Below are 24,084 nucleotides of genomic sequence, written 5' to 3'. Positions count from 1 at the left end.
GTTTCAGAGACTCAACTTCGGCACCTCTACTCGGAGTCGCTCATCTCTGAGGCAGACGACAGATCATCAGATCAACGAGCCATACCACGAGGATGCGGAAACGGTTCTCGGTATACTTTCGCTGTCCAAGCTGCTGAGAACGAAGGAATGCCGGTTCGTCCTAATAAAACCCCTCGGATTACAGGCCGTCCCATCGGACAGTCTGAACCAGGCAGCTCCTTCAATCTCAAGGCTTAGGGCTCGGAACTTTCTTTTCCAGTCGCTGTATAAACCAAAACAGAAATCGAGGCTAAGAACTGATGGAAGACTCCGACAACGAAGCAGATACGATCATGGCTCGCGCCCACAATGACGTGCCGCAAGAACGCCCGTGTCTTCGTTGCAGAACGCCATTCTGGAGCGAAGGGTTCGGAGAGCGGATTTGTCGACGCTGCAAGGGGTTGAGCGCGTGGCGAAATGGCGTATCAGTAAGCCCTGGGTTAGCTCGGCGTCGCTGATAACCTGACGCCAGTCTTTCCAGCTTTTCTGATCATATCTCATTTTATCTTATTGGTGCGGACCCGGGCCTTTTAACGTGGAACCCGATCGGTAATCGGTGCTGAAGACGAAGCGTACGCGCGGTTTGGACTCGAACCGTTCTTATGTGTAGTGATATGGGCTCAAGCCGCCTAATGCACACACTTAAACCATGCCAGTATTCATAATCGGACAGTAGGCATTCACGCCGCTTGTACTATTCGGTGGTCAGCGCGGTGCTGTTGCTTGGGTGCGGAGGGTGGATCGGAGTGCAAAATATGCCAAGAGTCCAACTACCTGCAGTCACCCCAAAACCCAGAGCTTGGAACAAGGGGCGGATCATCGGTCAGAAACGACCGCTACTCCCAAAACAGGTCTGGGCGATCCGTGCCCGGCTCGAACTTTCTGGAAATCTGCGTGATCTCACAATGTTCAACGTCGCGATTGATAGCAAGCTACGCGGCTGCGATCTGGTCAAACTCGCTGTGACCGATCTTGTCAAAGACGATCGCGTCCGTGAGCGTGTTTCGGTGATCCAGAGCAAAACCAAGCGATCTGTTCAATTCGAACTGACGGAAAACACGCGAGAAACTGTATTGGTATGGGTAAAATCACCGGAAATGTTTGCTAGCCGGTTCATGTTTCCAAGCCGATTCCATGATCGACCACACATCTCGACGCGCCAGTATGGCAGGCTGGTTCGAGACTGGGTGACCGCAATCGGATTGGAACCGAGCGGATATGGCACGCATTCGCTTCGCCGAACCAAAGTAGCTGAGATCTACCGCAAGACAGGAAATCTCCGCGCGGTCCAACTTCTGCTTGGGCACACAAAGGTCGATAGCACCGTGCGATACCTGGGCGTTGAATTGCAAGACGCGCTAAGCATTGCAGAGCGCATAGACATCTGAGACAGTTTGGCGAGCGGCGCTGTCGGTCGCCAATCCATAGTGGTTCTAGTTCTTTTACGCAGGAGTGGGACGTAGCGTGCCCTGAGCGGAAGTGTCAAAATCTTGTTGCGTACGCTCGCAGCACAGTTTTCTCGGCTCAGGCGCAATTTACAGGGTGCGGGACCGAGCGGCCATTTGATCACGCCGCGAGTACTTGTGCAGAAGCGGCGCGAAAATCGCTGCGTTGCAGCCAATGTTATCAGGCCAGTCATTCATAGTCACGGGGAAGCCTTGATCACATACTCCTCTTTCGCCGCACTCAGGCCAGACAATTTCTTTCGGTAGTTCACCAAGGATCTTGGTCACCGGCAGTTTCAAAAACTATCTGCCCTAGTGGTGCTAGCGTTGCGACGAGGGAAACTTCCTTGACTCTATGCTGGCTAAGGACCACAAAAAGTGCATTGGTGAAAATTACTCGTCGCCGCGATGCTGCCGGTTTCGATGATCCAATGGCCTTCAGACTAACTGTAGCATGTACCCCAGCAAAGGAACGGGTTTCGCTGGGGTCTTCGTGATGAGCTAGTTCCTCGCAAGCATACACAACTGTCACCTGACAAGTCCCAGTCGTCGAGTGACCCATGAAAGAAAGCGCCGTATGAACAACACATGGCTCATAAATTGCGTGCTTGATGCCCGATAGATCAGGTCTCAGGCTTCGCTTCAATCTGTCATTCATCGTGTTTTCGAACCGCGTTTTTTGTTTGATCCCGACACTCTTGTTGTTGCTCACAGGGACGCAGCTTCCTGCCCAAGTCTCAGGCAATGCCGACGGAATGGTTTGTGAGGAAGGTTTCGAAAACAAAAACGGATCGTGTCAAAGAGCAAACGCACCTGAAAATGCGCATCTGACCGGCAGTTCCTATGGTCCAGTTTGGGAATGCAACCATGGATTCCAGCGTGTTGGAGATCTTTGTGAGGAAATAGCAGTTCCTAAAAACGCATATCTTGCATCGACCGGAGATCGATGGGAGTGCAATCGGCTCTTCCGACAAGTCGGAGAAAAATGCGAAGAATTGATTGCGCCTCAAAATGGGTACGTCGAAACCCGGTTTGGCGCACAGGAAGTACACTGTGACTGGGGATTTCGTAAGGAAGACCAGGATTGTGTTGCGATTAGTGTCCCCAGCAACGGCCGCCTGACTGACAAAAACAGCGCGGATGGTTGGGTGTGCCTCAGAGGTTTCAGAGAAACGGAGAGCGGTTGCGAACCGGTGGCAATTCCACAGCATGCATACCTTGCACCTGCAACCTACTCTGGATGGAAATGTGAACGTGGCTTTCGCTCAAACCAGGACAGGTGCGTTGCGATCCTTGTCCCTTCAAATGCTCACTTGAATCGGAGAGGTGACGGTTGGGAATGCAATCGGCCGTACACACGACAGAATGACAAGTGCACCGAAACTGTGCCGCGACAATAGGTTAATGGAAACCAATACCGCCTGAAATATCCGGAAGGACCAAGCCGTGAACCATAACTCGATTGACGAAAATCTGGGTAAAAGGCTCCAAGCCGAAAGGGCTCGTCGCAGATCCTACGGGATTAAAACATCTATTGCGTTAGCAGTGTGTGTTGCGGCCATAATTGTGGTGGTGTTTCTCTGATGCGTAAAAGCACCCCTCAGGTTAGCCTCCGGCACCCAATATCGGCTATTCGCGACCTAGAACAAAGAGCATTTCAGGACCGCAGTGTTCGTAAGTCGCGGAACGCTGACGTAGCCGGTGTGATTGAGGAAGAGTTTGGCAAGTACTTGATTAAGGCTGGCATTCTGAGCGGTAACAGCGTTGCGCGCGCATTCCCCAAGCCACCAGCTAAAACGCAGGCAATGATTGCCGATGCAGTCGGTGAAACACCGGCATTGGCCATTGAAACCTTAAAAGAAATTCTCGAAGAACGAGACAGGAAACGTAGCGGTCAACGCCGTTTGGAGGGAAACTCCGGCACCCTCGTTCCCAGTGAAAGAGAATATGCCGAAGCATTGCGACAGATCAGGCTCACCCCTGCGCAGGTCACAATGCTCAAAGCACTTACTATCGCTGGTAAGGAAGGTCTGACCATTGGTCACTTGTCACAGGCAGCCGGTTACAAATCGCGCGAGGCGTCCGTCAAGGTATTCAAGAAAATCGGGTTTTTGATCGCAGAATATCTGGAACTCGAACTTCCCGAAGGCGGGTCTGCTCAAAATGATGGCGCTGCTCAAGTCCTGGCATTTTCTCACGTCGAAAATGACGATAAACCAGCTACTTGGATCATGCATCAGGAACTGCGCGACGCCGTGCGTTCTATTCTATGACGAAAAACCAAGCACCTAAATACGAAGAGAGTTCCTGACCGCTCCAAATGCACGAAAGGTTGCACACATAGCTTATGCTGGAGAAAAAATCATACCCGCTCGACCTGATCTATGTACCTGTGAAACGTGCAAAAACACTTGATCAGCAAAAAGTCCTGTCGCTGGCCGAAGATATCCTGAAGAACGGCCAGAAAACCCCGATTCAGATACGCGCGGACAACAAAAGGTTCGTACTGATTGAAGGCCTTCACCGACTAGAGGCCATTCGCGCCCTCGGCGGTGATACTGTCGAAGCCTTTTTGGTGCGCGCCAGATTACACTAGACTCTTGTTGGGATTGGCGTTCGACAAAGCCTGAGAAAACGTCAGCAGGCGCTGACTTTCTTCATCCCAAAGATGCAATCGTGCGCAATGAAGGCTCTCATATAGAGTAATACGCTGGCAATTTTCCAACTCGGAATGGTCACGCAAAACCTCGTTTAGCCGATAAAACGGTATGCGGCTGGCAAGGTGGTGAACATGGTGCACACCGATATTGGCAGAGAACCACCGCAGGATGCCTGGCAGGGCGTAGTGAGAACTTCCATAGAATGCGGCGTTCTGAAGATTCCACACTTCTTCCCGCTCCCAAGTCGTGTGTTCAAACTGGTGTTGAATATAGAATAGCCAAATACCAATCGATGCGGCGACGATCATGGTTGGAAGGAATACAAAAACCAGTACATCCAAGCCTCCGGTCCAAAAAATCAGAGCCAGGACCACTGCAATCGCGGCGTTTGTTCCCATAGCACTTGCCCAATTCAGCCAGCCTGACCGCATGAAACCAAAGGGCAAGCGATTTTGAAAAAAGAACGTGTAGACCGGTACTAAACAGAACAGGAAGAAGGGGTTCCGGATTAACCTGTAAGCGGCACGCCCGAACCAATTCCGTTTCAGGTATTCCTCAATGGTCAATGTAGGAATGTCACCCATACCACGCCGATCAAGGTTACCGGTTGAGGCATGGTGAATCGCATGGCTTTGCCGCCAGACGTCATAGGGTGTCAGGGCGAGAACACCCAGAACCCGGCCGGTCCAATTGCAAACGGTGCGGCTTCTAAAGAAAGATCCGTGACCACAATCATGCATGATGATGAAGATACGCACCAGAAATGCGGCGTTCAGGATGGCCAATAGAACAGTGACCCAGATACTAAGGGATAGCGCAAACCACGCTGCGCCCCATAGCGCGAAAAAGGGGATGACAGTGATTGTCAGTTCAATAACGCTACGCTTCGTATCGGGCACACGGTATTGCGCGAGCGCCCGGGTCAATTCCTGCTGTTGCAACTGACTTGTTCTCCAAGGGCTTTTAGCAGCCCATTGTGCAAACGGGCACCCCATAAGGGTGCCCGTAAAAGGTCAGGCCAGTGCCAGATTGGCGGCGCTGTCGCGCCCGTCACGGCCAGCTTCGACGTCAAAAGTGACCTTCTGGCCGTCCTTCAATTCGCTGATGCCGGAACGCTCAAGTGCTGAGATGTGCACGAACACATCGCGCTTGCCATCTTCAGGTTCGATAAAGCCAAAACCTTTGGTCGAGTTGAACCATTTTACTGTGCCATTTGCCATGGTGGAAGTCTCCTAATACTTGCCGCCCGCATTATTGCGGCGACTCGGCGTGGTCGGTCTGAATCGAAAGACTGAACGCCGAGTTTGGGAGACAGCAGGTCGAAAAAGAAAAACGTAAGCCCTGTGTATATGGACTTCGAGTACACACGATACAAGCCTTGATACAACGGAAAGCAACAGAAGATCTAAGTCTGCCCAGCCCAATTTGGGACAAAGATAAGCAGAACCATTGCTCTGTGGTTCGGAAATCAGAGGTCGGCTTCCGATAAAACCTGCCGAATGCGTATGCAGCAAATTGATTGCTCAGGCACGGCAGGTAGGGCTCACTGTCCGAAATCGCCGCGTGCTTCAAGAACACCGCGGCAAGGCACAAATGTTCATTGAGTGATTGAAACATTGCTAAATCAACGAGTTGACCTCTCTAACGAACGGTAGATTCTGCGCGGCCCGAATCTTGGGTCATGCTGCGTTGGCATAGGGCGACTGCGAGCCTCAAAGTGCCATTAGTAGGTCCGTATCTGCGCAAGCATCGGGCAAGAAACGTTCCCGATGTTACAGTTGGCCGTAAGTTCATTCAGGGCGGCCTCCAATCGCTTAAGTTCGATTATCTTCATACGCACATTGGAGATATGAAGCTCGGCCAGTTCCTTAACGGATTGGCAATCCTCGCTATCACCTTCGGATAGGTTGAGAAGCACCTTTGCATCGGCAAGCGAAAAACCCATGTCTCGGCACTTCCTTAGAAAACGAAGCCGTCCAACATCGTGCGCGGAGTACATGCGTCGATTATTCGATGCCCTTTCTGGTTTCGGCACGATCCCTTCGCGTTCGTAGTAGCGGATAGTATCAATTCCGACACCGCTTTGCCGGGATGCCTCCCCAATCGCAAACATGTGAGATTTCCTGTCTTGATCCTGTAGTGGCTACAGAAGTTAAACGAGAGGTTGTTGTCTCTACAACTCCGCGCGACGTAGTCCATCAGGGAAACAGAATGCAGAAGTACCTTAGCCTCAGCTATTTGGGATCGCTATCAGCGCTTGGCGTCGCGACTTGCTGCGTTTTGCCCATGACGATGATGTTACTGGGGCTGGGTGGCAGTTGGTTGGCAATCTTTGGGAAGGTTGCCGCAGCGAGTTACTATGTGCTGACGATGTCAACGGCGCTCGTCGTGATATCATGGATGGTATCTTATCGGCGCGGTTCCTTGCCGACGTTGAAATGGTGGCTTGCAGGAACGACTCTAATCACCGGCGTGGGTTGGGTCGTTGTGTTTAACGAGGCATGGATTAACGATTACCTGATCATGCAGATGTGAGACTATGACAAAACAAACTGTAGTCCTAGAAAGCACCCTGATTTGCCCGAAGTGCGGCCACAGTGAAACCGAGCAAATGCCAACGGATGCTTGCCAGTGGTTCTATGAATGCAAGTCGTGCAAAACAGTTTTGAAGCCGTTGGAAGGCGACTGTTGTGTTTACTGTTCGTATGCCACGCTCCCGTGTCCACCAATTCAGCTAGGCGATAGCTGTTGCGGATGAAGTGAAGGACGGTTTTGTTGAGCGAACTGTGAGCCGCCGCCGCGAGCATCGCTGCTATTTGCATGAATGACAGTTTTTTTGCTGCTTGGCCGCACAAGGTATTCGGCAGTTGCAGTGTCGTTACTGCTGCAAGCGCATGCAGCAATAAAATCCAGGGTACAGGTTGGGCTCGAAACAGTCATCTGACTGTTTCTGTCGGATGTCCGTTCGCCAGCGCGAAGCTGACGATAGAGCCTCAGTGAATAAGCCTCAACACATGACACGCGCCTCAGAAGAACCTGAACAAGAATCTGAATGGCGCCTATGCAGAACTAAAGAGCAGTGATTGCAAACATCGTTGGTATCCTGCTCCCGCAACCAAAACAGTCCAACAAAACACCGAACGAGCCGCCCAAGGGCGGCTTTGCTCGTTCTCCACCGCCCGTTTCGCGCCAACCCAACAATCGCCGACATACAAAAGGCATACAAAAGGAAAGAAACACGCAAAATGCGCAAGAGTTGCAGCGCGCCACCAAAAAATCTCAGCACCTGTCGAAATCTGAGAAAACCCGACGTCCTTGGGGCACGAACCTGAAAACAGGAAGGACGATAGATGGTTTTTTCAACGACACCGATTTATGCGTTGCTAGTGGCGATGATCTGGCTCGTCTTATGGTTTCGTGTCTCGGGGATGCGGTCGGCCACGGGCCAATCCATCGGCGATGGCGGCGACATGGCGCTGATGTTGCGCGTGCGCCAACATGGAAACTGCCAGGACTGGGCGACCTTCATATTGATATTGATGATGCTGGGCGAAGGGGTCTGTACATCAGCGCTTTTCCTCAACGCGGCGGGCATTTTGCTGGTGATCGGACGAGCTGTGCATCCCTTCGGGTTGAAGATTGACAATGCCGGCCACCCGCTCCGCTATGTCGGTAATGGCACCAATGTCCTGGCCGCGCTGATCATGATGATCTGCATCGCAGCCCGGATATTCGGTCTTTGACCCATAACTTTTGAAAAGGATTATTGCTATGAAATACATGCTGTTGATCTACACTGACCCCGCGCAGGAACCGGCCTATGGCACCCGGGAGTTTGACGAGATGATGAGTGGCTTCTTTGCCGCCAATGAGCGGATGAAAGCGGATGGTGTTCTTTGCGATGGCGAGGGTCTGCAAGGGATCGAAACAGCAACCACCCTTCGGATCCGCTCCGGAAAAGCTGAAACCATGGACGGGCCCTATGCCGAAACGCGTGAGCATCTTGGCGGATACTATGTGGTTGACGTTGCCGACTTGGATGCGGCGTTGAAATACGCGGCGCTGATCCCGGCCGCCAACTACGGTACCATCGAGGTTCGGCCTTTGATGGACTACAATCCGGCTGGATAACCCATGAAGAATGCCGCCCCCAAAGCGATCGCAGTTGGGCATGTCATTGATGATGTGTTGCGGCGGGATCGGGGGCGGCTATTGGCCGGCCTGATCAACCGGTTGGGTGACTTCCAACTGGCCGAGGACGCACTGCAGGAGGCCGCAATCTCGGCCGTGAAACACTGGAGCCGCAGCGGAGTTCCGGACAACCCGACCGCATGGTTGATGCGGGTTGGTCTGAACAAGGGCATCGATCGCATTCGAGCGCAACATAGGGAAGGTCGGAAAACAGCAGCCCTGGCCGTAACCCTGCCCGACTCCGTGACGGACGACCTGCCTGAGCAGATACCGGATGACCGGTTGCGTCTGATCTTCACCTGCTGCCACCCCGCGCTGGACCAGAAGTCACGCATCGCGCTGACCTTGCGCACGGTCTGCAACCTGACCACACGGGAGATCGCCGCAGCATTTTTGGACAACGACCAGACGATGGGCCAGCGCCTGTCCCGAGCCAAGGCCAAGATTCGCGCCAAGGGGATTGGGTACTCCGTTCCCGATCCGGAAATCTGGCCGGAACGTTTGGATACGGTGCTGACGACCCTCTACCTGATCTTCACCACCGGATACGTGACCGAGGATACGGGACCGCGGGATCTCTGCCACGAAGGTATCCACCTTGCGCGGGTTCTGCGAGATCTCCAACCGGGAGAGCCCGAGATCGAAGGTGCGCTGGCCCTGATGCTATTGACCGATGCCCGCCGCCCTGCGCGTATCGACGCTGATGGCGCTATGGTGCCCGTAGAGGATCAGGACCGAACACTTTGGCGGCAGGGTCAGATACGTCAGGCGCAGCGGCTCCTGCAAGCTGCGGTCGACCAGAGAAAACCGGGACCGTTTCAACTCAAGGCCGCCATTGCGGATTGCCACATGATGGCGCCGGCCCCGGATTGGTGGCAGATGTCGCTGCTGTATCAGTCCCTTTGGGCCTGCGAGCCAACCCCGGTGGTTGCCCTGAACTGGGCCGTCGTGATGGCCGAGGCAGGTCATGCCCAACTGGCCTTGGACAAGCTGGACAGCCTGCGGCCCGATCTTGACGATTTTCAGCCATGGCACGCGGCCCGCGCGCATATTCTTCAGAAGACGGGCCGCACCGCCGCGGCGGTCGCGGCCTATCGGCAGGCCATAGAAGCGGCACCGAACCTGGCGTCCAGAAAGTTTCTGCAACAAAGACTGCGGCGGCTCGCGCACTGAGGATCTGACAAGATCGCGCGCCATTGCGACGATGCCTGGAATGGGACTCAGCTGGTGCCTTCCGTGTGGGCCAGCATTTCCTTGCCGACTCGCCGATAGTTCACGAAGGAATTGGCGCTCATGACGACAAAGAAGCTGTCCAAATCAATCATGACATAGCCCATTTCCAGAAGTTCACGGGTCAGAGCCGTGATGTCCTCCTGGTACAGCCTTCTCCGGCCACACAGTTCACGCAGCAGCTTCTGCGGGATGCGATACCGGCCCGAGGCCTTTCCTCCGAACTCCCGGGCATACAGCCCGGCCAGGGTTTCCGCGGCATTCGTGAAGTTAGACATTCTATATCTCATGTAATTTTGCCTATAGACAAAAATTTATCACCTATATAAAGGAACGACAACCCAATTGAATGGCCAAGGCATGGACGGAAACGTAGACATTCCCTCAACCGACGAAGAGCTTTCGCTTCGGATCAAGGAAGCGGTCGAGCAGTCCAATGCGTCCGAGCTTGAGGCGCTTCTGGATCCGCTGACCAGCAGCGAAGCCCTGCGCGAAGTTCTTCAGCTGACACCGGCTGAGCGCGATACCGTTCTGGAGATCGTGCCCGTTGGACTTGCGGCGGAACTGGTCGAAGAAGCGCCAAACGAGATGGCGGTCGAGCTTGTGGAACGCCTCAAGCCCGAGCGTGCTGCCGAGATCATCGAACAGCTGGATTCGGACATTCAGGCCGACGTTATCGGCGAGTTGGATACGCCGGACGCCGAGGCCATCCTGTCCGAAATGGACGCCGAAGAGGCTGCGGATGTCCGCCTGCTAAGCACGTTCGAGGATGACACCGCCGGCGGTCTGATGATGACCGAGGTGTTCAAGTTCCGCGACACGCAGACCGTTGGCAATGTCCTGCGCGAACTTGCTTCGGACGACGAAGATTTTGAAAGGTATCGCGGGCAGCACCCCTATATTGTCGATTCCGAGGGGCGCGCCGTGGGCGTGGTATCGCTGCGCAGCCTGCTGACCGCCAAGCGCAGCGAAAAGCTGACAAGCATCATGGTTCTACCACTGACCGTGACCGTGGATACCCCGTTGGAACAGCTGGAAGACGTGTTCAACGATCATCCTTTCCTGGGGGTGCCGGTGGTTTATGCCGACGGAGTCCTGGCGGGTGTCGTGTCCCGCACGGCGGTGGCAGAAGCCACTCTGGAACGCTCGGAAAGTGAAAGCCTCAAACGTCAGGGTGTGGTTGGCGACGAGTTGCGCTCGATGCCTTTGTCGGTTCGGTCCCGTCGCCGGCTGGCCTGGCTTGCGGCCAACATCGTGCTCAACATCATCGCGGCCAGCGTGATCTCGGCCTACGAAGAAACACTGGCCGCAGTGATTGCGCTGGCCATCTTCCTGCCGATGGTATCGGACATGAGCGGCTGTTCCGGCAACCAGGCCGTTGGCGTCACCATGCGCGAATTGAGCCTTGGATTGGTACGGCCGCAAGATGCCATGCGGGTCTGGATCAAGGAGATTTCGGTCGGGGTCATCAATGGGATCGCGCTGGGTATTCTGATCGGGCTGGTCGCGTGGTTCTGGAAAGGCAATCCAGCTCTGGGTCTGGTGATTGGTACTGCGCTGGCACTCAACACGATGCTGGCGGTATCCATCGGCGGTGTTGTTCCTTTGCTGCTGAAGCGGATCGGACAGGACCCGGCCGCCGCAAGTGGCCCGCTGTTGACCACGATTACGGACATGGCCGGCTTCTTCTTCGTGCTCAGCCTTGCAACCCTTCTGATGCCCTGGCTGGTGTGATTATGGCAAACGTTTCCGACAAGGGTCAGCCGCAGATGCCGAAGGTCATTGGTTGGATGGAATACATCGACCTTCCCGACCTGCCTTTGAACGACATCAAGGCCAAGATCGACACCGGCGCCCGCACGTCAGCGCTGCATGCGACCGACATTCGGCGGTTTCAACGGGACGGACATCATTGGGTGTCCTTCCTGACGGAGGTGCCGGGTGGAGAAGGCATGGTCCGTATCGAGGCTCCGATCAAGGAACGGCGCAACATCAAGAACACCAGCGGAATTCCTGAAAACAGGATCGTCATCCGAACCACCATCCGGTTGGGCGACGAAACCTGGCCGCTGGATCTGTCTCTGACCGATCGCACGAACATGACCTTTCAGATGATCGTGGGCCGGGCGGCGCTGAAGAACCACGCGATCGCCGTTCACACCAAGCGCGCGCATCTGTTGCGCGGCAAACCAAAACACCAGGACAAAGGGGATTTGTCATGAAGATTGCCATGCTGGCGCGCAATGCCAACCTGTACACGCACCGCCGCCTCAAGGAAGCGGCCGAGGAGCGTGGGCATCAGCTCGACATCATCGACACCCTGCGGTGCTACATGAACATCGCAACCCGTCGCCCCGAGATCTATTACAACGGCGAAAAGCTGACGGGGTATGACGCGGTGATTCCGCGGATCGGTGCCTCGGTCACCTTCTACGGAACCGCAGTGTTACGTCAGTTCGAAATGATGGGTGTCTACCCGTTGAACGAAAGCGTCGCCATCGGCCGGTCGCGCGACAAGCTGCGGTCGATGCAGTTGCTGGCCCGCGACGGTGTCGGCCTGCCCGTCACAACCTTTGCCCACGACCCCAAACAGACCGACGAGGTGCTGAGGCTGGCCGGTGGCGCGCCCATCGTCATCAAGCTGCTGGAAGGGACGCAAGGCATCGGTGTCGTTCTGGCCGATACGGACCGGTCCGCCAAATCGGTTGTCGAGGCGTTCCGCGGTGCGGGTGTGAACATCCTGCTGCAGGAGTTCATCAAGGAAGCCGGAGGAACCGACATCCGGGCCATCGTGGTGGGCGGAAAGGTTGTCGCTGCGATGAAACGCACCGGCGCCGAGGGCGACTTCCGCTCGAACCTGCATCGCGGCGGTTCGGCCAAGGTGGTCAAGCTGACACCGGAAGAGCGTGCAACGGCCGTTCGCGCGGCCAAGTCGATGGGCCTGAATGCCTGCGGCGTCGACATGCTGCGCGCCAACCACGGCGCTGTGGTGATGGAGGTCAATTCCTCGCCGGGCCTGGAGGGTGTGGAAAAAGCCACGGGGCTGGATATTGCCGGAAAGATGATCGAGTTCCTGGAAAAGAACGCAAAAGCCGGGGCCACCAAGACCAAGGGCAAAGGGTAACGGCATGGCAAAGCGGCAGCCATTCACGATCGGCCAGGCCACTGTGGCGCCGGGATCGCGGCTTACCGTGGATCTGCCGGTCAGCGTTCTGTCGGACCATACCCCGGTGACCATGTCAGCGCATGTGGTGCACGGCCGACAGGACGGGCCCACCGTTTTTGTCAGCGGTGGGGTGCATGGTGATGAGGTGATCGGCGTCGAGATCATACGCCGTCTGTTGCGTGCGCCCAACCTGGCGACCTTGAAAGGCACGCTGATCGCGGTGCCGATCGTGAATGCGTTCGGCTTCATCAACCATTCGCGCTATCTGCCCGACCGCCGCGACCTGAACCGGGTGTTTCCCGGCAGCGAGAACGGGTCGCTGGCCTCGCGGCTGGCGCATCTGTTCATGACAGAAATCGTCGCCCGTTCGGATCTGGGGATCGATCTGCATTCGGCGGCGATCCATCGTACGAACTATCCGCAGATCCGGATCTCGCCCGACAACCCTCGGACCAAGGAACTGGCCAGCATTTTCGGAGCACCGATCGTCATCCAGTCGCCCCTGCGCGACGGATCATTGCGCGGCGCGGCCAAGGCGCAGGGGAAAGACATCCTGTTGTACGAAGCGGGCGAGGGTCTTCGCCTGGATGAACTGTCGATCCGCGCGGGCCTTGCGGGCATTCTGCGGGTGCTGAGGCACATGGGGATGGTTCCCGCCAAGCGGATCTCCAAGCCCAAAGCGGCACCGCAGTTCTGTTCGTCCAGCAAGTGGTTGCGCGCCCCGATGGGCGGAATCCTTCGGATCTACAAAGCGGACGGTGAACTGGTTCGCAAAGGTGATCTGCTGGGTGCCGTATCGGACCCGTTCGGCGAAGCCAGCGAGGACATCATCGCTCCGTTCGACGGCTTGATCGTCGGGCGTGCGGTCATGCCTGTGGTGAATGAGGGCGATGCCGTGTTTCACCTGGGGCGGGTCGGGTCCGTGGAAAAGGCCGAAGACTCGATGGAAGATATCAACGCGCAGCTGGAAGATGATCCCATGTTCGACGAGGACGAGATCATCTGAACGATCCGATACGGAAAAGAGACTGACAATCCAGACACTTGGGGCGGCCTTGGCCGCCCTTCTTTATCCCAGGCGTTTCTTGAACCTGAGCGTCGCGGCCAGCATCCCAAGGACGGCAAACCCGATCATCCACAGAATGTCACCGCGCAGAGCGTAAAGCGTTGCATCCCGCAGAACCACGCCGCGGATCATGTCCATGAAATGGGTGGCCGGCAGCACTTGGGCGATCACCTGAACCGGTTTGGGCATCCCGTCGAACGGGAACATGAACCCCGACATCAGGATCGAGGGCAGCAGAACGAAAATCGTCATCTGCATGGACTGCAGCTGGTTCTGAGCCAGCGTCGAGATCACAAGGCCAAGCGACAGGCTGGCGATGATGAACAGAAGCGTTACCACCAGCAGCGGGATCATTCCTCCGTTAATGGGGACGTCGAACAGGAAATGTCCCAGCCCGAGGATGATCGCGACCTGCAGCAAGCCCAGGAAGATATAGGGAATGATCTTGCCGATCATCAGTTCGATGGATTTGACCGGGGTGTTGATCAGCATCTCCATATTCCCCCGCTCGCGCTCTCGGACAATCGCGGCTGAGGTGAACAGGATCATGGTCATGGTCAGGATGACACCCACAAGACCGGGCACGATGTTCACCGCCGATCGTTGCTCGGGATTGAAATACAGCGTGACCTCGAAGGTCGGGACCTGACGGTTTGGCGGCTGTCGCAGCAATTCGGTCAGTGGCATGCTGCGCAGGGATTTGATGGCGCTGGCCACCATGGTGTCCGACCCGTCCACGATCCAATGAGCCAAGGGGCGGCTGGATGTCTGGTTGGTGGCGTTGGGCAGGCCCAATCCGATGGACGGGCTTCGGGCTAGCCGGTCATCGACGTCGGGCGGAATGATGAACGCGGCGCGCACGGTGGATTCGGTGATCGCCTGTTCGGCCTCTTCCGGGGTCGAGAAGACCTCGGTGATGGTCACGACCTGCGTAGCCTGAACGATCTGAGCCAAGGTCCGGGACAGCGACGAGTCGGCCTGATCCACGATCCCGACCGGAATATGGCGGATGTTTGTGTTGATTGCGTATCCGAACAGCAGCAGCTGGATCAGCGGGATTATGACGACCATGGCAAAGGTCATCCGGTCACGCCGCAGTTGCAGCAGTTCTTTCTTGAGAACGGCGGTGATGCGGCGGAGCGATTTCATTGGGCGGGCCCCTTCGTCGCGCTGACGAACACGTCTTCCAGATTGGGGCGCTGCACGGACATCGCCACGTTGGGAAAGTCCGACAGGCGCGACGTGATCATCGCCATCGGATCGGTTTCCGACTTGTCCACCAGAACGCGCAATCGGGCACCCACCTGCGCCGTCGACAGCACCTTGGGCGTGTCGTCCAGAAGGTGTTTGACCTGCCGCAGACCCTCGCCTTCGGCCTCGATCACGGTGGCGTTCAGGTCTTCCATCAGTTGCCGGGGCGATCCATCCGCCTTTTTCACCCCATGCTCGAGGATGGCCAGCTTGTGACACCGTTCCGCCTCGTCCATGAAATGCGTGGACACGATCATCGTCGCGCCCTGATCGACCAGGTCGAACAGCTGTTCCCAGAAAGACCGGCGGGTTTCGGGGTCGACGGCCGATGTCGGCTCGTCCAAAAACAACAGCTTGGGGCCGTGCAGCACCGTCGCGGCCAGCGCCAGTTTCTGCCGCTGCCCGCCGCTCATGCTGCCGCTCAGTTGATTGGCGTTTTCGGTCAGGTCGTAGGTTGTCAGCAGTTCGTCGATCCGGTCGGCGGATTTGCGGCGCGGCATTCCGTAGATCTCGGCGGCAAAGCGCAGGTTCTCCAGCACCGTCATGTCGCGGTAATACGAAAAGATCTGCGTCATGTACCCGATTTCATTCTTCAGCGGCTCGGCGTATTGCGGCATCGGTCGGCCCAGCACCGAGACGGATCCGCTGCTGGGCGTCAGCAGTCCGGTCAGCATTCGCATCGTCGTTGTCTTGCCGCAGCCGTTCGGGCCCAGAAACCCATAGATCTGACCCTGGCGTATCTCCAGGTCCAGGTTGCTGACGGCTGTCTTTTCCTTGAATCGGCGCGTCAGACCCTGGGTCGAGACCACCAGATCACTCATGGCATCTTCACCTGAACGGGAACGCCCGCAGGCAGATCTCGGGCGGTTTCCGGCAGGTCGATTTCTGCCAGATAGACCAACCGCGTCCGATCATCCTTGTTCAACCCGTAGTAGGGGGTGAAGGACGGGTCGTCGCTGACCCATCGCACGGTGCCCGTCAGAGGTTGGTCCAGCCCGTCGACCCGAACCTCGAGAGAGTCTCCGGGAGCGATGCCCACCCGGCTGGGTTCGGGGACATAGACGCGGGCGAAAGGGGCCGCGCCGGACACCAGCACCGCGACCGGGCTGCCCTGAGCGACCCGTTCCCCCAGGTTCCAGGGAAGGGAATCCAGGATGCCGTCCCGTGTCGCAACAACCGTCAGGTCATCCAGAACGGTCTGCTCGGCGGCAACCGCCGCTTCGGCCGCCCGCACATTGGCCCGGGCAACCGACAGATCTTCGGGGCGGGTTCCGTTTTCCAGTTCTTTCAGGGATTCCCGAGCGCTTTCCAGTGCCGCCCGAGCGGAATCGCGTGCGGCAATATCCTGGTCCAGGCGCGCCTGGCTTACGACCGAGTTGACGACCAGCTGGGAATTCCTCTGATACACGGCCTCTGCGTCCAGCAGACGCGCCTCGGCACCGGCGACGTTGGCGCGCGCGATCGCAATCTCTTCCTCGCGCGGGCCGACTTCCAGTTTCAGTAGCGTGGCCTGCGATTTTTCCAGTTCCGCCTGCGCGAGGTTCAGCTTCGCGGTCTGCAGATCCGTGTCGAACCTGACCAGCACGTCGCCGACCTTGACCGGAGACCCTTCTGCAACAGGCAGTTCCACGATGATCTCATTGGCCGTTGCCGTCAGTGCGACCCGGTCCCGCGCCAGAACTCCCAGCGCGGTGCCGGTGTTCTGGCCCGAACATCGGTCCAGCAACGCAGCAGGGAGAATGGCCATGACCAGCAGCGGAATCGGCAGGGACACATTCATCAAATCATCGTCTCCTTGGTCGGGGCGGTTTGGTATCGGTGTCAATTTCTGGCCCGACTCAAAGGTTTAACAGACGATTGAAAAATCACAAAAGCAGAACCAAACGGGCCAATACCAAGCCATCCAAGGATGCCCAGGCTGCAAATTCAAGAGATTGACCCCGCCCACGACCGGCTGAGTTCTGTCCTGACCGCGGTGCAATGACGGGCAAGAGCGCGGGCACATACAGGGCGCAAATAATCCTTGCAACCGGTTGCAAAAAAGAACATGCTCCCGCCAGAAATATACCCAGAGGTCACAATGCTCAGAATCGGATTGCTTGGAGCAGGGCGCATCGGAACCGTCCACGCGCAAGCCATTTCGGACCACCCGGACAGCACGCTTGTTGCGGTTTCGGACGCAATGGAAGACGCCGCCGCACGTCTGGCGCAAGCGCATGGAGCTGTAGCGCGCACGTCGGAAGACATCATCGCCGACCCGGATATCGACGCGGTACTGATCGCCACGCCGACGGATACTCATTCGGACCTCATCGAGGCGGCGACCGCCGCGGGCAAGGCCGTTCTGTGCGAAAAGCCGGTCGATCTGGACCTGAACCGCGCCCTCGCCTGCCAGCAAGCCGTGGCAGGTACCGGTCAACCGGTCATGATCGGGTTCAATCGGCGTTTCGATCCGGGCTTTGGCGCATTGAAATCCGCCGTTCAGTCCGGCGAGATCGGAAGCCCCGAATTGCTGTCGATCACTTCTTTTGATCCGGCGCCGCCCCCGATTTCCTATGTCAAAGTATCGGGCGGATTATTTCGGGACATGACGATACATGATTTCGACCTCGCCAATTTCATCATGGGTGACTTACCGGTCACTGTTTCGGCCGTTGGCACATCGACCGTGGACCCCGCCATCGCCGAGGCGGGGGATGTGGACACAGCCGTCGTCACCATGACCTACAAGGACGGTCGGATCGCCGTCATCAAGAATTCTCGCCGGGCCGTATACGGCTATGATCAACGGGTCGAGGTCTTGGGGTCCGGCGGGCTGCTGCAGGCGCGCAACGTGCTCGAGAACAACCTGGTGAAATCCACGTCCGACGGCGTGATCAGTGCCAAGCCGACCTACTTCTTCCTCGAACGCTACATGCCTGCCTATCGGGCGGAATGGGATGCGTTCGTGACTGCGGTCAAGACCGGATCCGCCGTGCCGGTGACGCTGGAAGACGGCGTCGCAGCGCTGGCCCTGGCCGAAGCTGCGACCCGATCGGCCAGGACGGGTATTCCGATAAAGCTGGAGGAAATTTTGAAACCGGTTGCAAAATGACGTGAAGTATTGAAACTGAAACGGCCCCGATGCGTATCGGTGCGACAGAGATTCGGCCTTGCCGGATGAATGGGTCCAGGACCCGGACAAGACAAAAATCTGTCCTAGTGGGAGGAAACGTAATGAACAAATTTTTCAAAGGTGCTTTGGCCGCCGGCGCGCTGGCGCTGGCCACTCCGGCCTTTGCGCAGGACATCGTCGTGGTATCGCACGGCCAGGCGAATGACGCGTTCTGGAACGTGGTCAAGAACGGGGTCGAGCAGGCCGGCACGGATATGGGCGTGAACGTCGAATACCGCGCGCCCGAAACCTTCGACATGGTCGCCATGTCGCAGCTGATCGATGCCGCCGTGAACCAGGAACCCGACGGGTTGATCGTCTCGATCCCGGACGCCGACGCGCTTGGCCCCTCGATCGAACGCGCGGTCGCCGCAGGCATCCCGGTGATCTCGATGAACTCGGGCTCGGACGTGTCCAAGAAACTGGGCGCGGCGCTGCATGTCGGCCAGGATGAGTTCGACGCCGGCAAGGCCGCCGGTGAGAAGCTGGCCGAAATGGGCGGCAAGAACGCGATCTGTGTGAACCACGAGGTCGGAAACGTCGCGCTGGACCTGCGCTGCGCGGGCTTTGCCGAAGGCTTTGGCGGCAACGTGACTGTTCTGCCCACGTCGAACGACCCGTCCGAGATCGAGTCGAAAGTGTCGGCGGCTCTGGCTTCGGATGAAAGCGTCGATACCGTGATGGCGCTGGGCGCAAGCTCGGCCGGTGAGCCCACAGTGGCCGCCGTCAAAGGGTCGGGGCGCGACGTGAACGTGGCCTCGTTCGACCTGTCGGCCAACTTCCTGCAGTCGATCGTCGATGGTGACGCGGCCTTTGCCGTGGACCAGCAGCAGTATCTGCAGGGTTACCTGCCGGTCGTGTTCATGGCGCTGAACGCCAAGTACGGCCTGATGCCGGGCGGCAACGTGCCCTCGGGTCCGAACCTGATCACCGCCGACAAGGCCGGTCAGGTGGTCGAGCTGTCCGCTCAGGGCATCCGCTGATACCGGCGGGCTGAAAATCGGGGCGGCGTCAGGGTGCCGCCCCTGCCAAACGGGAGGAAACCATGACCGAGTCTGCACAAGCGGCGATGGACGAACGGATCAAGAAGGAACCGTTCCTGACCAAGCTGATGAAGCGGCCCGAACTGGGGGCCATCGCAGGGGCGATCCTTGTCTTCATCTTCTTCGCCATCACGGCCGATGAATCGATGTTCACGCTTGCCGGCATCATGAACTTCATGACCCCGGCCGCCCAACTGGGTATTCTGGCCATCGGCGCGGCGCTGCTGATGATCGGGGGCGAGTTTGACCTGTCGATCGGCTCCATGGTGGCCTTTGCCGGCCTGTTCTTCGGGGTCTGCGTGGTGACCTGGCAGCTGCCCTTGGTGGCCGCGATCCCGATGACTTTTGTTTTTGCCGCCTTTGTCGGGGCAATCAACGGCACCATCGTCATCCGCTCGGGTCTGCCATCCTTCATCGTGACGCTGGCGTTTCTGTTCATTCTGCGCGGCCTGTCCCTGGTGGGGCTGAAGGCGGCCACCGGCGGGTCGACCCAGCTGCGCGGCGTGCGCGATCAGGTCGAAAATGACTGGCTCGCGCCGTTCTTTTCCGGCGAAGCCTTTGCCAGCCTGTTCACCTGGCTGGCCGAAAAGGGCCTGATCGACACGTTCAAAAGCGGCGCGCCCAAAGTGCCGGGTGTCCCGGTTGAAATCCTGTGGTTCGTGGCCTTCGCCATTGCCGCCACCTATGTTCTGCTGCGCACCCCGGCCGGCAACTGGATCTTCGCCTCGGGCGGCGACCGAGTTGCGGCGTCGAACTCGGGCGTACCGGTGAACCGGGTCAAGATTTCACTGTTCATGCTGACTGCCTGTTGTGCCGCGCTGGTGGCGATCATCACCGTGATCGACGCAGGCTCGACCGACGCGCGGCGAGGCTTCCAGAAGGAATTCGAGGCGATCATCGCCGCGGTGATCGGTGGCTGTTTGCTGACCGGAGGGTATGGATCGGCCATCGGGGCGTTCTTCGGGGCGATCATCTTCGGCATGGTGGTCATCGGCCTGACCTATACCGATTTCGATCAGGACTGGTTTCAGGTGTTCCTGGGGGCGATGCTGCTGATCGCCGTTCTGTTCAACAACGCGATCCGCAAACGCGTAACCGGGGAGCGCTGACATGACCGAAGATACCAAGTTCCACCACGGCGACGCGGTCAAGGACGTGGCCCCGGTCGTCGAAATGAAAGAGATCGAGAAGCATTTCGGCAACATCATCGCGTTGGCGGGCGTCAGTTTCGACGTCAAGCCGGGTGAATGCCACTGCCTGCTGGGTGACAACGGGGCGGGCAAATCGACCTTCATCAAGACGATGTCCGGGGTGCACAAACCCACCAAGGGCGAGATCTATTTCGAAGGCCAGCCGATGTCCTTCGACACGCCCCGCGACGCGATGGAGGCGGGCATCGCCACCGTGTTCCAAGACCTGGCGATGATCCCGCTGATGAGCGTCACGCGCAATTTCTTTATGGGGCGCGAGCCGACCAAGGGGAAAGGCCTGTTGAAACGGTTCGACATCGAGCACGCCAACGAGGTCTGCATGGAAGAGATGCGCAAGATGGGCATCAACCTGCGGGGCCCCGATCAGGCGGTGGGCACCCTGTCGGGGGGCGAACGTCAGACCGTGGCGATTGCCCGTGCGGTCTATTTCGGCGCCAAGATCCTGATTCTGGACGAACCGACCTCGGCGTTGGGCGTGCGGCAGACATCGAACGTGCTGGCCACCATCGACAAGGTGCGCCACCAGGGCATCGGCGTGGTCTTCATCAGCCACAACGTCCGGCACGCGTTGGCCGTGGGCGACCGGTTCACGGTTCTGAACCGCGGCAAGACGCTGGGCACCGCCCGGCGCGGCGAGATCTCGCCCGAAGAGCTGCAGGACATGATGGCCGGCGGGCAGGAGATGGCCGAGCTGGAAGGGTCGCTGGGCGGTACCGTCTGAAGGTTTCTCCCCGGTGTCCCGTATCGTGCGGGGCACCAATATCACCAGGGTCCGGCAGGCCGGGCCACCCGGTCTGGGTGGTGGGCGTGTCGGATCCTTTCACGACAGAATGATTGCAACGGATTGCCCATAGCGGCCTCGTTCTGAAAGGGATCATGATGAGCAAGACAATCCGACTGACCGCGGCGCAGGCCTTGGTGCGCTACCTTGGCGCGCAGATGAACGAGAACGGCGAGCCCTTCATCGCCGGTGTCTGGGCGATTTTCGGCCATGGCAACGTGGCCGGTCTGGGCGAGGCGCTGCACGGTGTGCGCGACAGCCTGCCCACCTATCGCGGTCACAATGAACAGACCATGGCCCATTGCGCGATCGCCTATGCCAAGCAGATGCGGCGCAGCCGGGCCATGGCGGTGACCTCGTCGATCGGGCCGGGGGCGACCAACATGGTGACGGCCGCCGCGCTGGCCCATGTGAACCGCCTGCCGGTGCTGCTGTTGCCCGGCGATGTGTTCGCCAGCCGTGGCCCCGACCCGGTGCTGCAACAGACCGAGGATTTCACGGATGGCACCGTCAGCGCCAATGACTGTTTCCGCCCGGTCAGCCGCTATTTCGACCGGATCACCCGGCCCGAACATCTGCTGACCGCTCTGCCGCGCGCCTTCCGCACCATGACCGACCCGGCGGATTGCGGGCCGGTGACCCTGGGCTTTTGCCAGGACGTGCAGGCCGAGGCCTATGACTATCCGCTCAGCTTCTTCGAGCCGCGCATCTGGCACGAACGTCGCATCCGCCCCGACGCAGGCGAGCTGGCCCGCGCGGCCGAGGCCATCCGGTCGGCCAAACGCCCGATCATCGTGGCTGGCGGCGGTGTCCATTATTCCGGCGCGACCGACGCGCTGCAGGCCTTTGCCGAGACCCACAACATTCCTGTTGCCGAGACGCAGGCCGGCAAATCGGCCCTGGCCTGGGATCACCCGCTGAACCTGGGCCCCGTTGGCGTGACCGGGGGCGAACCCGCCAACACCGTGTGCGCCGAGGCAGATCTGATCCTGGGCATCGGCACGCGGTTTCAGGATTTCACCACCGGGTCCTGGGGGCTGTTTTCCAACCCCGAGCGCAAAATGGTCTGCCTGAACACCGCCGCCTATGACGCCGCGAAACACGGCGCGATGCCGCTGTTGGCCGATGCGCGGGTCGGGATCGAGGAATTGGGCGCGGTCCTTCAGGGCTATCGCGCCGACCCGGTTCCCGACACGCTCAAGGCCGAGTGGTTTGCCAAGGTCGATGCGCTGACCCATGCGCCGGGTGACGCCAACGCGCTGCCCACCGACATGCAGGTGGTGGGTGCGGTACAGCGCGCGGCACATGACGACACGGTGGTGATGTGCGCCGCCGGCACCATGCCGGGCGAGCTGCACAAGCTGTGGAAGGCGCCGCGTCCGGGGGCCTATCACATGGAATACGGCTTCAGCTGCATGGGCTACGAGATCGCCGGCGCCATGGGCATCAAGATGGCCCAGCCCGACCGCGACGTGATCTGTTTCACCGGGGACGGCACCTACATGATGGCCAACTCGGAAATGGCGACGGCGGCGATGATGGGCGTGTCCTTCACCGTGGTGATCACCGACAACCGGGGCTTTGGCTGCATCAACCGGCTGCAGATGGGCACCGGCGGGGCCGAGTTCAACAACCTGCTGGACCATGCGGTGCACGAGACGCCCTCGGCCATCGACTTTGCGGCCCATGCGGCGGCGATGGGGGCGACCTCGGTCAAGGTCGGCTCGATCGCCGAGCTGGAAGAGGCGCTGGCCAAACGCGGCGAAGTCAAAGGCCCCTATGTGATCGTCATCGACACCGACCCGTACCCCTCGACCGAATATGGCGGCACGTGGTGGGAAGTGGCGGTGCCCGAGGTCAGCACCCGCCCTGCAGTGAATGAAAAACGTGCGGCCTACGAGGCTGCCATCAAGGAAAGAAACACCAAATGAGCGTGAAGATCGGCATCTCTCCGATTGCGTGGCAAAATGACGACCTGCCCGACCTGACGGCGGCGTTCACGATGGAACAGGCCCTGAAAGAGGCGCGTCAGATCGGCTATACCGGGGTTGAGCGCGGGCAGCGCATGCCCGCCGATACCGCAGGCCTGCGCGCCTATCTGGAAGGCAACGACATTGCACTGTGCGGCGGCTGGTGTTCGGGCAATTCGCTGATTAACGATTTCGCTGCCGAACGCGACGCGGTGCGCGCGCAGGTCGAACAGTTCGTGGCGCTGAACAGCCCCTGCATCGTCTATGCCGAATGCTCGAACACGGTTCAGGGCCAGATCGGCACCCCGGTCAATGACCGTCCGCAGCTGTCGAAAGACGAAATCAAGGCCTACGGCGCCAAGATCACCGAACTGGCCAAGTGGATGGCCGATCAGGGGATGCCGATGGCCTATCACCACCACATGGGCACGATCATCGAAAGCGAAGATGACGTGAACTGGCTGATGGAGGGGTCGGGACCGGAGGTGAAGCTGTGCTTTGACACCGGGCATCTGCTGTTCGGCGGCGGTGATGTACTGGCTACGCTGAACCGTTGGGGTGATCGGGTGCATCACGTGCATTTCAAGGACATCCGCCCCGGCATCGTGCGCGACACGCGCGGCAACCGGCGCAGTTTCCTGGATGCGGTGATCGCAGGGGCCTTCACGGTGCCCGGCGATGGCTGCATCGACTTTCAGGAGGTCGCCCATGCGTTGAAAGCCCTGGATTACGAAGGCTGGATCGTGGTCGAGGCCGAACAGGACCCGGCCAAGGCCCCGCCCTATGAATACTCGAAGATGGGTTATGACCACATCGTCGAGGTCTGCGGTCAGGCCGGATTGACGATCACGGCCTGATCTTTCGCCCCCCGGGGCGC

25 protein-coding genes are annotated in these 24,084 nt (G+C 58.6%); 18 read left to right on the top strand and 7 right to left on the bottom strand.

What is annotated here, in order from left to right:
* The first annotated feature begins 794 nt into the window (after positions 1-794).
* From AC2FML_RS17090 to AC2FML_RS17080, 3 genes are all read left to right on the top strand, one after another.
* Positions 795-1,427: a tyrosine-type recombinase/integrase gene (locus tag AC2FML_RS17090; protein ID WP_496783936.1), complete on the top strand. Its 633-nt coding sequence runs from the start codon at positions 795-797 to the stop codon at positions 1,425-1,427.
* 1,640 nt (positions 1,428-3,067) lie between these two features.
* Positions 3,068-3,757 (top strand): hypothetical protein, encoded by a 690-nt coding sequence (locus AC2FML_RS17085; protein WP_170789860.1) that lies wholly within the window; start codon positions 3,068-3,070, stop codon positions 3,755-3,757.
* Positions 3,758-3,831: 74 nt separating this feature from the next.
* Positions 3,832-4,080, top strand: a complete 249-nt coding sequence (locus tag AC2FML_RS17080; RefSeq protein WP_496736628.1) for a ParB N-terminal domain-containing protein — start codon at positions 3,832-3,834, stop codon at positions 4,078-4,080.
* On the opposite strand, the gene AC2FML_RS17075 is transcribed toward AC2FML_RS17080, so the two are convergent.
* From AC2FML_RS17075 to AC2FML_RS17065, 3 genes are all read right to left on the bottom strand, one after another.
* Positions 4,072-5,085, bottom strand: coding sequence for a fatty acid desaturase (locus AC2FML_RS17075; protein ID WP_496783935.1), 1,014 nt, complete (start codon positions 5,083-5,085; stop codon positions 4,072-4,074). The genes AC2FML_RS17080 and AC2FML_RS17075 overlap by 9 nt on opposite strands.
* Before the next feature lie 72 nt (positions 5,086-5,157).
* The gene (locus tag AC2FML_RS17070; RefSeq protein WP_170430361.1) at positions 5,158-5,364 is read right to left on the bottom strand and encodes a cold-shock protein; all 207 of its coding nucleotides are present in this window, start codon (positions 5,362-5,364) and stop codon (positions 5,158-5,160) included.
* A gap of 503 nt (positions 5,365-5,867) precedes the next feature.
* The gene (locus AC2FML_RS17065; protein ID WP_170637988.1) at positions 5,868-6,257 is read right to left on the bottom strand and encodes a MerR family transcriptional regulator; all 390 of its coding nucleotides are present in this window, start codon (positions 6,255-6,257) and stop codon (positions 5,868-5,870) included.
* Between the two features lie 98 nt (positions 6,258-6,355).
* On the opposite strand from AC2FML_RS17065, the gene AC2FML_RS17060 reads away from it, so the two are divergent.
* The 5 genes from AC2FML_RS17060 to AC2FML_RS17040 all read left to right on the top strand — a co-directional run bounded on the left by AC2FML_RS17060 (position 6,356) and on the right by AC2FML_RS17040 (position 9,508).
* Positions 6,356-6,679 (top strand): hypothetical protein, encoded by a 324-nt coding sequence (locus tag AC2FML_RS17060; protein WP_170447553.1) that lies wholly within the window; start codon positions 6,356-6,358, stop codon positions 6,677-6,679.
* Between the two features lie 4 nt (positions 6,680-6,683).
* Entirely contained in the window at positions 6,684-6,902 is a 219-nt protein-coding gene (locus tag AC2FML_RS17055) for a GDCCVxC domain-containing (seleno)protein (RefSeq protein ID WP_480676035.1), read from the top strand.
* Positions 6,903-7,494: 592 nt separating this feature from the next.
* Positions 7,495-7,887: an MAPEG family protein gene (locus AC2FML_RS17050; protein WP_170367475.1), complete on the top strand. Its 393-nt coding sequence runs from the start codon at positions 7,495-7,497 to the stop codon at positions 7,885-7,887.
* Positions 7,888-7,915: 28 nt separating this feature from the next.
* Positions 7,916-8,275: a YciI family protein gene (locus tag AC2FML_RS17045; protein WP_170359778.1), complete on the top strand. Its 360-nt coding sequence runs from the start codon at positions 7,916-7,918 to the stop codon at positions 8,273-8,275.
* A gap of 3 nt (positions 8,276-8,278) precedes the next feature.
* Positions 8,279-9,508, top strand: coding sequence for an RNA polymerase sigma factor (locus AC2FML_RS17040; protein ID WP_496783934.1), 1,230 nt, complete (start codon positions 8,279-8,281; stop codon positions 9,506-9,508).
* Between the two features lie 47 nt (positions 9,509-9,555).
* Here AC2FML_RS17040 and AC2FML_RS17035 read toward each other — a convergent pair whose 3' ends face one another.
* Positions 9,556-9,843, bottom strand: a complete 288-nt coding sequence (locus tag AC2FML_RS17035) for a hypothetical protein (RefSeq protein WP_496783933.1) — start codon at positions 9,841-9,843, stop codon at positions 9,556-9,558.
* 82 nt (positions 9,844-9,925) lie between these two features.
* On the opposite strand from AC2FML_RS17035, the gene mgtE reads away from it, so the two are divergent.
* The 4 genes from mgtE to AC2FML_RS17015 are packed head-to-tail and all read left to right on the top strand — an operon-like array spanning position 9,926 to position 13,737.
* A complete protein-coding gene (mgtE, locus tag AC2FML_RS17030; RefSeq protein ID WP_496783932.1) occupies positions 9,926-11,299 on the top strand; it encodes a magnesium transporter in 1,374 nt (457 codons plus the stop codon).
* Between the two features lie 2 nt (positions 11,300-11,301).
* Positions 11,302-11,787 (top strand): ATP-dependent zinc protease family protein, encoded by a 486-nt coding sequence (locus tag AC2FML_RS17025; RefSeq protein ID WP_170367479.1) that lies wholly within the window; start codon positions 11,302-11,304, stop codon positions 11,785-11,787.
* Positions 11,784-12,689 (top strand): 30S ribosomal protein S6--L-glutamate ligase, encoded by a 906-nt coding sequence (gene rimK / locus AC2FML_RS17020; RefSeq protein ID WP_093963715.1) that lies wholly within the window; start codon positions 11,784-11,786, stop codon positions 12,687-12,689. Before AC2FML_RS17025 ends, rimK begins: the two co-directional genes overlap by 4 nt.
* A 4-nt stretch (positions 12,690-12,693) precedes the next feature.
* Complete coding sequence (locus AC2FML_RS17015) at positions 12,694-13,737, top strand: succinylglutamate desuccinylase/aspartoacylase family protein (RefSeq protein ID WP_496783931.1); 1,044 nt, start codon at positions 12,694-12,696, stop codon at positions 13,735-13,737.
* Positions 13,738-13,800: 63 nt separating this feature from the next.
* Here the strand turns inward: AC2FML_RS17015 and AC2FML_RS17010 are convergent, their stop codons facing one another.
* The 3 genes from AC2FML_RS17010 to AC2FML_RS17000 are packed head-to-tail and all read right to left on the bottom strand — an operon-like array spanning position 13,801 to position 16,828.
* On the bottom strand, positions 13,801-14,946 hold the full coding sequence (locus AC2FML_RS17010; protein ID WP_496783930.1) for an ABC transporter permease: 1,146 nt from the start codon (positions 14,944-14,946) through the stop codon (positions 13,801-13,803).
* Positions 14,943-15,869 carry an ABC transporter ATP-binding protein gene (locus AC2FML_RS17005; RefSeq protein ID WP_496783929.1) on the bottom strand — a complete coding sequence of 309 codons (927 nt, stop codon included), beginning with the start codon at positions 15,867-15,869 and terminating at the stop codon, positions 14,943-14,945. Before AC2FML_RS17005 ends, AC2FML_RS17010 begins: the two co-directional genes overlap by 4 nt.
* On the bottom strand, positions 15,866-16,828 hold the full coding sequence (locus tag AC2FML_RS17000) for an HlyD family secretion protein (RefSeq protein ID WP_254429954.1): 963 nt from the start codon (positions 16,826-16,828) through the stop codon (positions 15,866-15,868). The genes AC2FML_RS17005 and AC2FML_RS17000 overlap by 4 nt, the downstream gene beginning before the upstream one ends.
* 300 nt (positions 16,829-17,128) lie before the next feature.
* Between AC2FML_RS17000 and iolG the strand changes: the two genes are divergently transcribed.
* The 6 genes from iolG to iolE all read left to right on the top strand — a co-directional run bounded on the left by iolG (position 17,129) and on the right by iolE (position 24,064).
* On the top strand, positions 17,129-18,142 hold the full coding sequence (iolG, locus tag AC2FML_RS16995) for an inositol 2-dehydrogenase (protein WP_170600956.1): 1,014 nt from the start codon (positions 17,129-17,131) through the stop codon (positions 18,140-18,142).
* Between the two features lie 122 nt (positions 18,143-18,264).
* Positions 18,265-19,185: a sugar ABC transporter substrate-binding protein gene (locus tag AC2FML_RS16990; protein WP_170343203.1), complete on the top strand. Its 921-nt coding sequence runs from the start codon at positions 18,265-18,267 to the stop codon at positions 19,183-19,185.
* 62 nt (positions 19,186-19,247) lie between these two features.
* A complete protein-coding gene (locus AC2FML_RS16985) occupies positions 19,248-20,354 on the top strand; it encodes an ABC transporter permease (RefSeq protein WP_170343202.1) in 1,107 nt (368 codons plus the stop codon).
* A gap of 1 nt (position 20,355) precedes the next feature.
* The gene (locus AC2FML_RS16980) at positions 20,356-21,177 is read left to right on the top strand and encodes an ATP-binding cassette domain-containing protein (protein ID WP_093963708.1); all 822 of its coding nucleotides are present in this window, start codon (positions 20,356-20,358) and stop codon (positions 21,175-21,177) included.
* A 158-nt stretch (positions 21,178-21,335) separates the two neighbouring features.
* The gene (gene iolD, locus AC2FML_RS16975) at positions 21,336-23,168 is read left to right on the top strand and encodes a 3D-(3,5/4)-trihydroxycyclohexane-1,2-dione acylhydrolase (decyclizing) (protein WP_496783928.1); all 1,833 of its coding nucleotides are present in this window, start codon (positions 21,336-21,338) and stop codon (positions 23,166-23,168) included.
* On the top strand, positions 23,165-24,064 hold the full coding sequence (iolE, locus tag AC2FML_RS16970) for a myo-inosose-2 dehydratase (RefSeq protein WP_170445137.1): 900 nt from the start codon (positions 23,165-23,167) through the stop codon (positions 24,062-24,064). The genes iolD and iolE overlap by 4 nt, the downstream gene beginning before the upstream one ends.
* Positions 24,065-24,084: the final 20 nt, after the last annotated feature.

The organism is Ruegeria sp. BHSC029 (genome assembly GCF_059613085.1).
This window is presented reverse-complemented; position numbering and strand designations above follow the sequence as displayed.

Bases quoted from the DNA above. Each gene is read 5' to 3' on its own strand.
- AC2FML_RS17090 (WP_496783936.1), top strand. From the start codon at position 795: ATGCCAAGAGTCCAACTACCTGCAGTCACCCCAAAACCCAGAGCTTGG.
- AC2FML_RS17085 (WP_170789860.1), top strand. From the start codon at position 3,068: ATGCGTAAAAGCACCCCTCAGGTTAGCCTCCGGCACCCAATATCGGCT.
- AC2FML_RS17080 (WP_496736628.1), top strand. From the start codon at position 3,832: ATGCTGGAGAAAAAATCATACCCGCTCGACCTGATCTATGTACCTGTG.
- AC2FML_RS17070 (WP_170430361.1), bottom strand. From the start codon at position 5,364: ATGGCAAATGGCACAGTAAAATGGTTCAACTCGACCAAAGGTTTTGGC.
- AC2FML_RS17065 (WP_170637988.1), bottom strand. From the start codon at position 6,257: ATGTTTGCGATTGGGGAGGCATCCCGGCAAAGCGGTGTCGGAATTGAT.
- AC2FML_RS17060 (WP_170447553.1), top strand. From the start codon at position 6,356: ATGCAGAAGTACCTTAGCCTCAGCTATTTGGGATCGCTATCAGCGCTT.
- AC2FML_RS17055 (WP_480676035.1), top strand. From the start codon at position 6,684: ATGACAAAACAAACTGTAGTCCTAGAAAGCACCCTGATTTGCCCGAAG.
- AC2FML_RS17050 (WP_170367475.1), top strand. From the start codon at position 7,495: ATGGTTTTTTCAACGACACCGATTTATGCGTTGCTAGTGGCGATGATC.
- AC2FML_RS17045 (WP_170359778.1), top strand. From the start codon at position 7,916: ATGAAATACATGCTGTTGATCTACACTGACCCCGCGCAGGAACCGGCC.
- AC2FML_RS17040 (WP_496783934.1), top strand. From the start codon at position 8,279: ATGAAGAATGCCGCCCCCAAAGCGATCGCAGTTGGGCATGTCATTGAT.
- AC2FML_RS17035 (WP_496783933.1), bottom strand. From the start codon at position 9,843: ATGTCTAACTTCACGAATGCCGCGGAAACCCTGGCCGGGCTGTATGCC.
- mgtE (WP_496783932.1), top strand. From the start codon at position 9,926: ATGGACGGAAACGTAGACATTCCCTCAACCGACGAAGAGCTTTCGCTT.
- AC2FML_RS17025 (WP_170367479.1), top strand. From the start codon at position 11,302: ATGGCAAACGTTTCCGACAAGGGTCAGCCGCAGATGCCGAAGGTCATT.
- rimK (WP_093963715.1), top strand. From the start codon at position 11,784: ATGAAGATTGCCATGCTGGCGCGCAATGCCAACCTGTACACGCACCGC.
- AC2FML_RS17015 (WP_496783931.1), top strand. From the start codon at position 12,694: ATGGCAAAGCGGCAGCCATTCACGATCGGCCAGGCCACTGTGGCGCCG.
- AC2FML_RS17010 (WP_496783930.1), bottom strand. From the start codon at position 14,946: ATGAAATCGCTCCGCCGCATCACCGCCGTTCTCAAGAAAGAACTGCTG.
- AC2FML_RS17005 (WP_496783929.1), bottom strand. From the start codon at position 15,869: ATGAGTGATCTGGTGGTCTCGACCCAGGGTCTGACGCGCCGATTCAAG.
- AC2FML_RS17000 (WP_254429954.1), bottom strand. From the start codon at position 16,828: ATGAATGTGTCCCTGCCGATTCCGCTGCTGGTCATGGCCATTCTCCCT.
- iolG (WP_170600956.1), top strand. From the start codon at position 17,129: ATGCTCAGAATCGGATTGCTTGGAGCAGGGCGCATCGGAACCGTCCAC.
- AC2FML_RS16990 (WP_170343203.1), top strand. From the start codon at position 18,265: ATGAACAAATTTTTCAAAGGTGCTTTGGCCGCCGGCGCGCTGGCGCTG.
- AC2FML_RS16985 (WP_170343202.1), top strand. From the start codon at position 19,248: ATGACCGAGTCTGCACAAGCGGCGATGGACGAACGGATCAAGAAGGAA.
- AC2FML_RS16980 (WP_093963708.1), top strand. From the start codon at position 20,356: ATGACCGAAGATACCAAGTTCCACCACGGCGACGCGGTCAAGGACGTG.
- iolD (WP_496783928.1), top strand. From the start codon at position 21,336: ATGAGCAAGACAATCCGACTGACCGCGGCGCAGGCCTTGGTGCGCTAC.
- iolE (WP_170445137.1), top strand. From the start codon at position 23,165: ATGAGCGTGAAGATCGGCATCTCTCCGATTGCGTGGCAAAATGACGAC.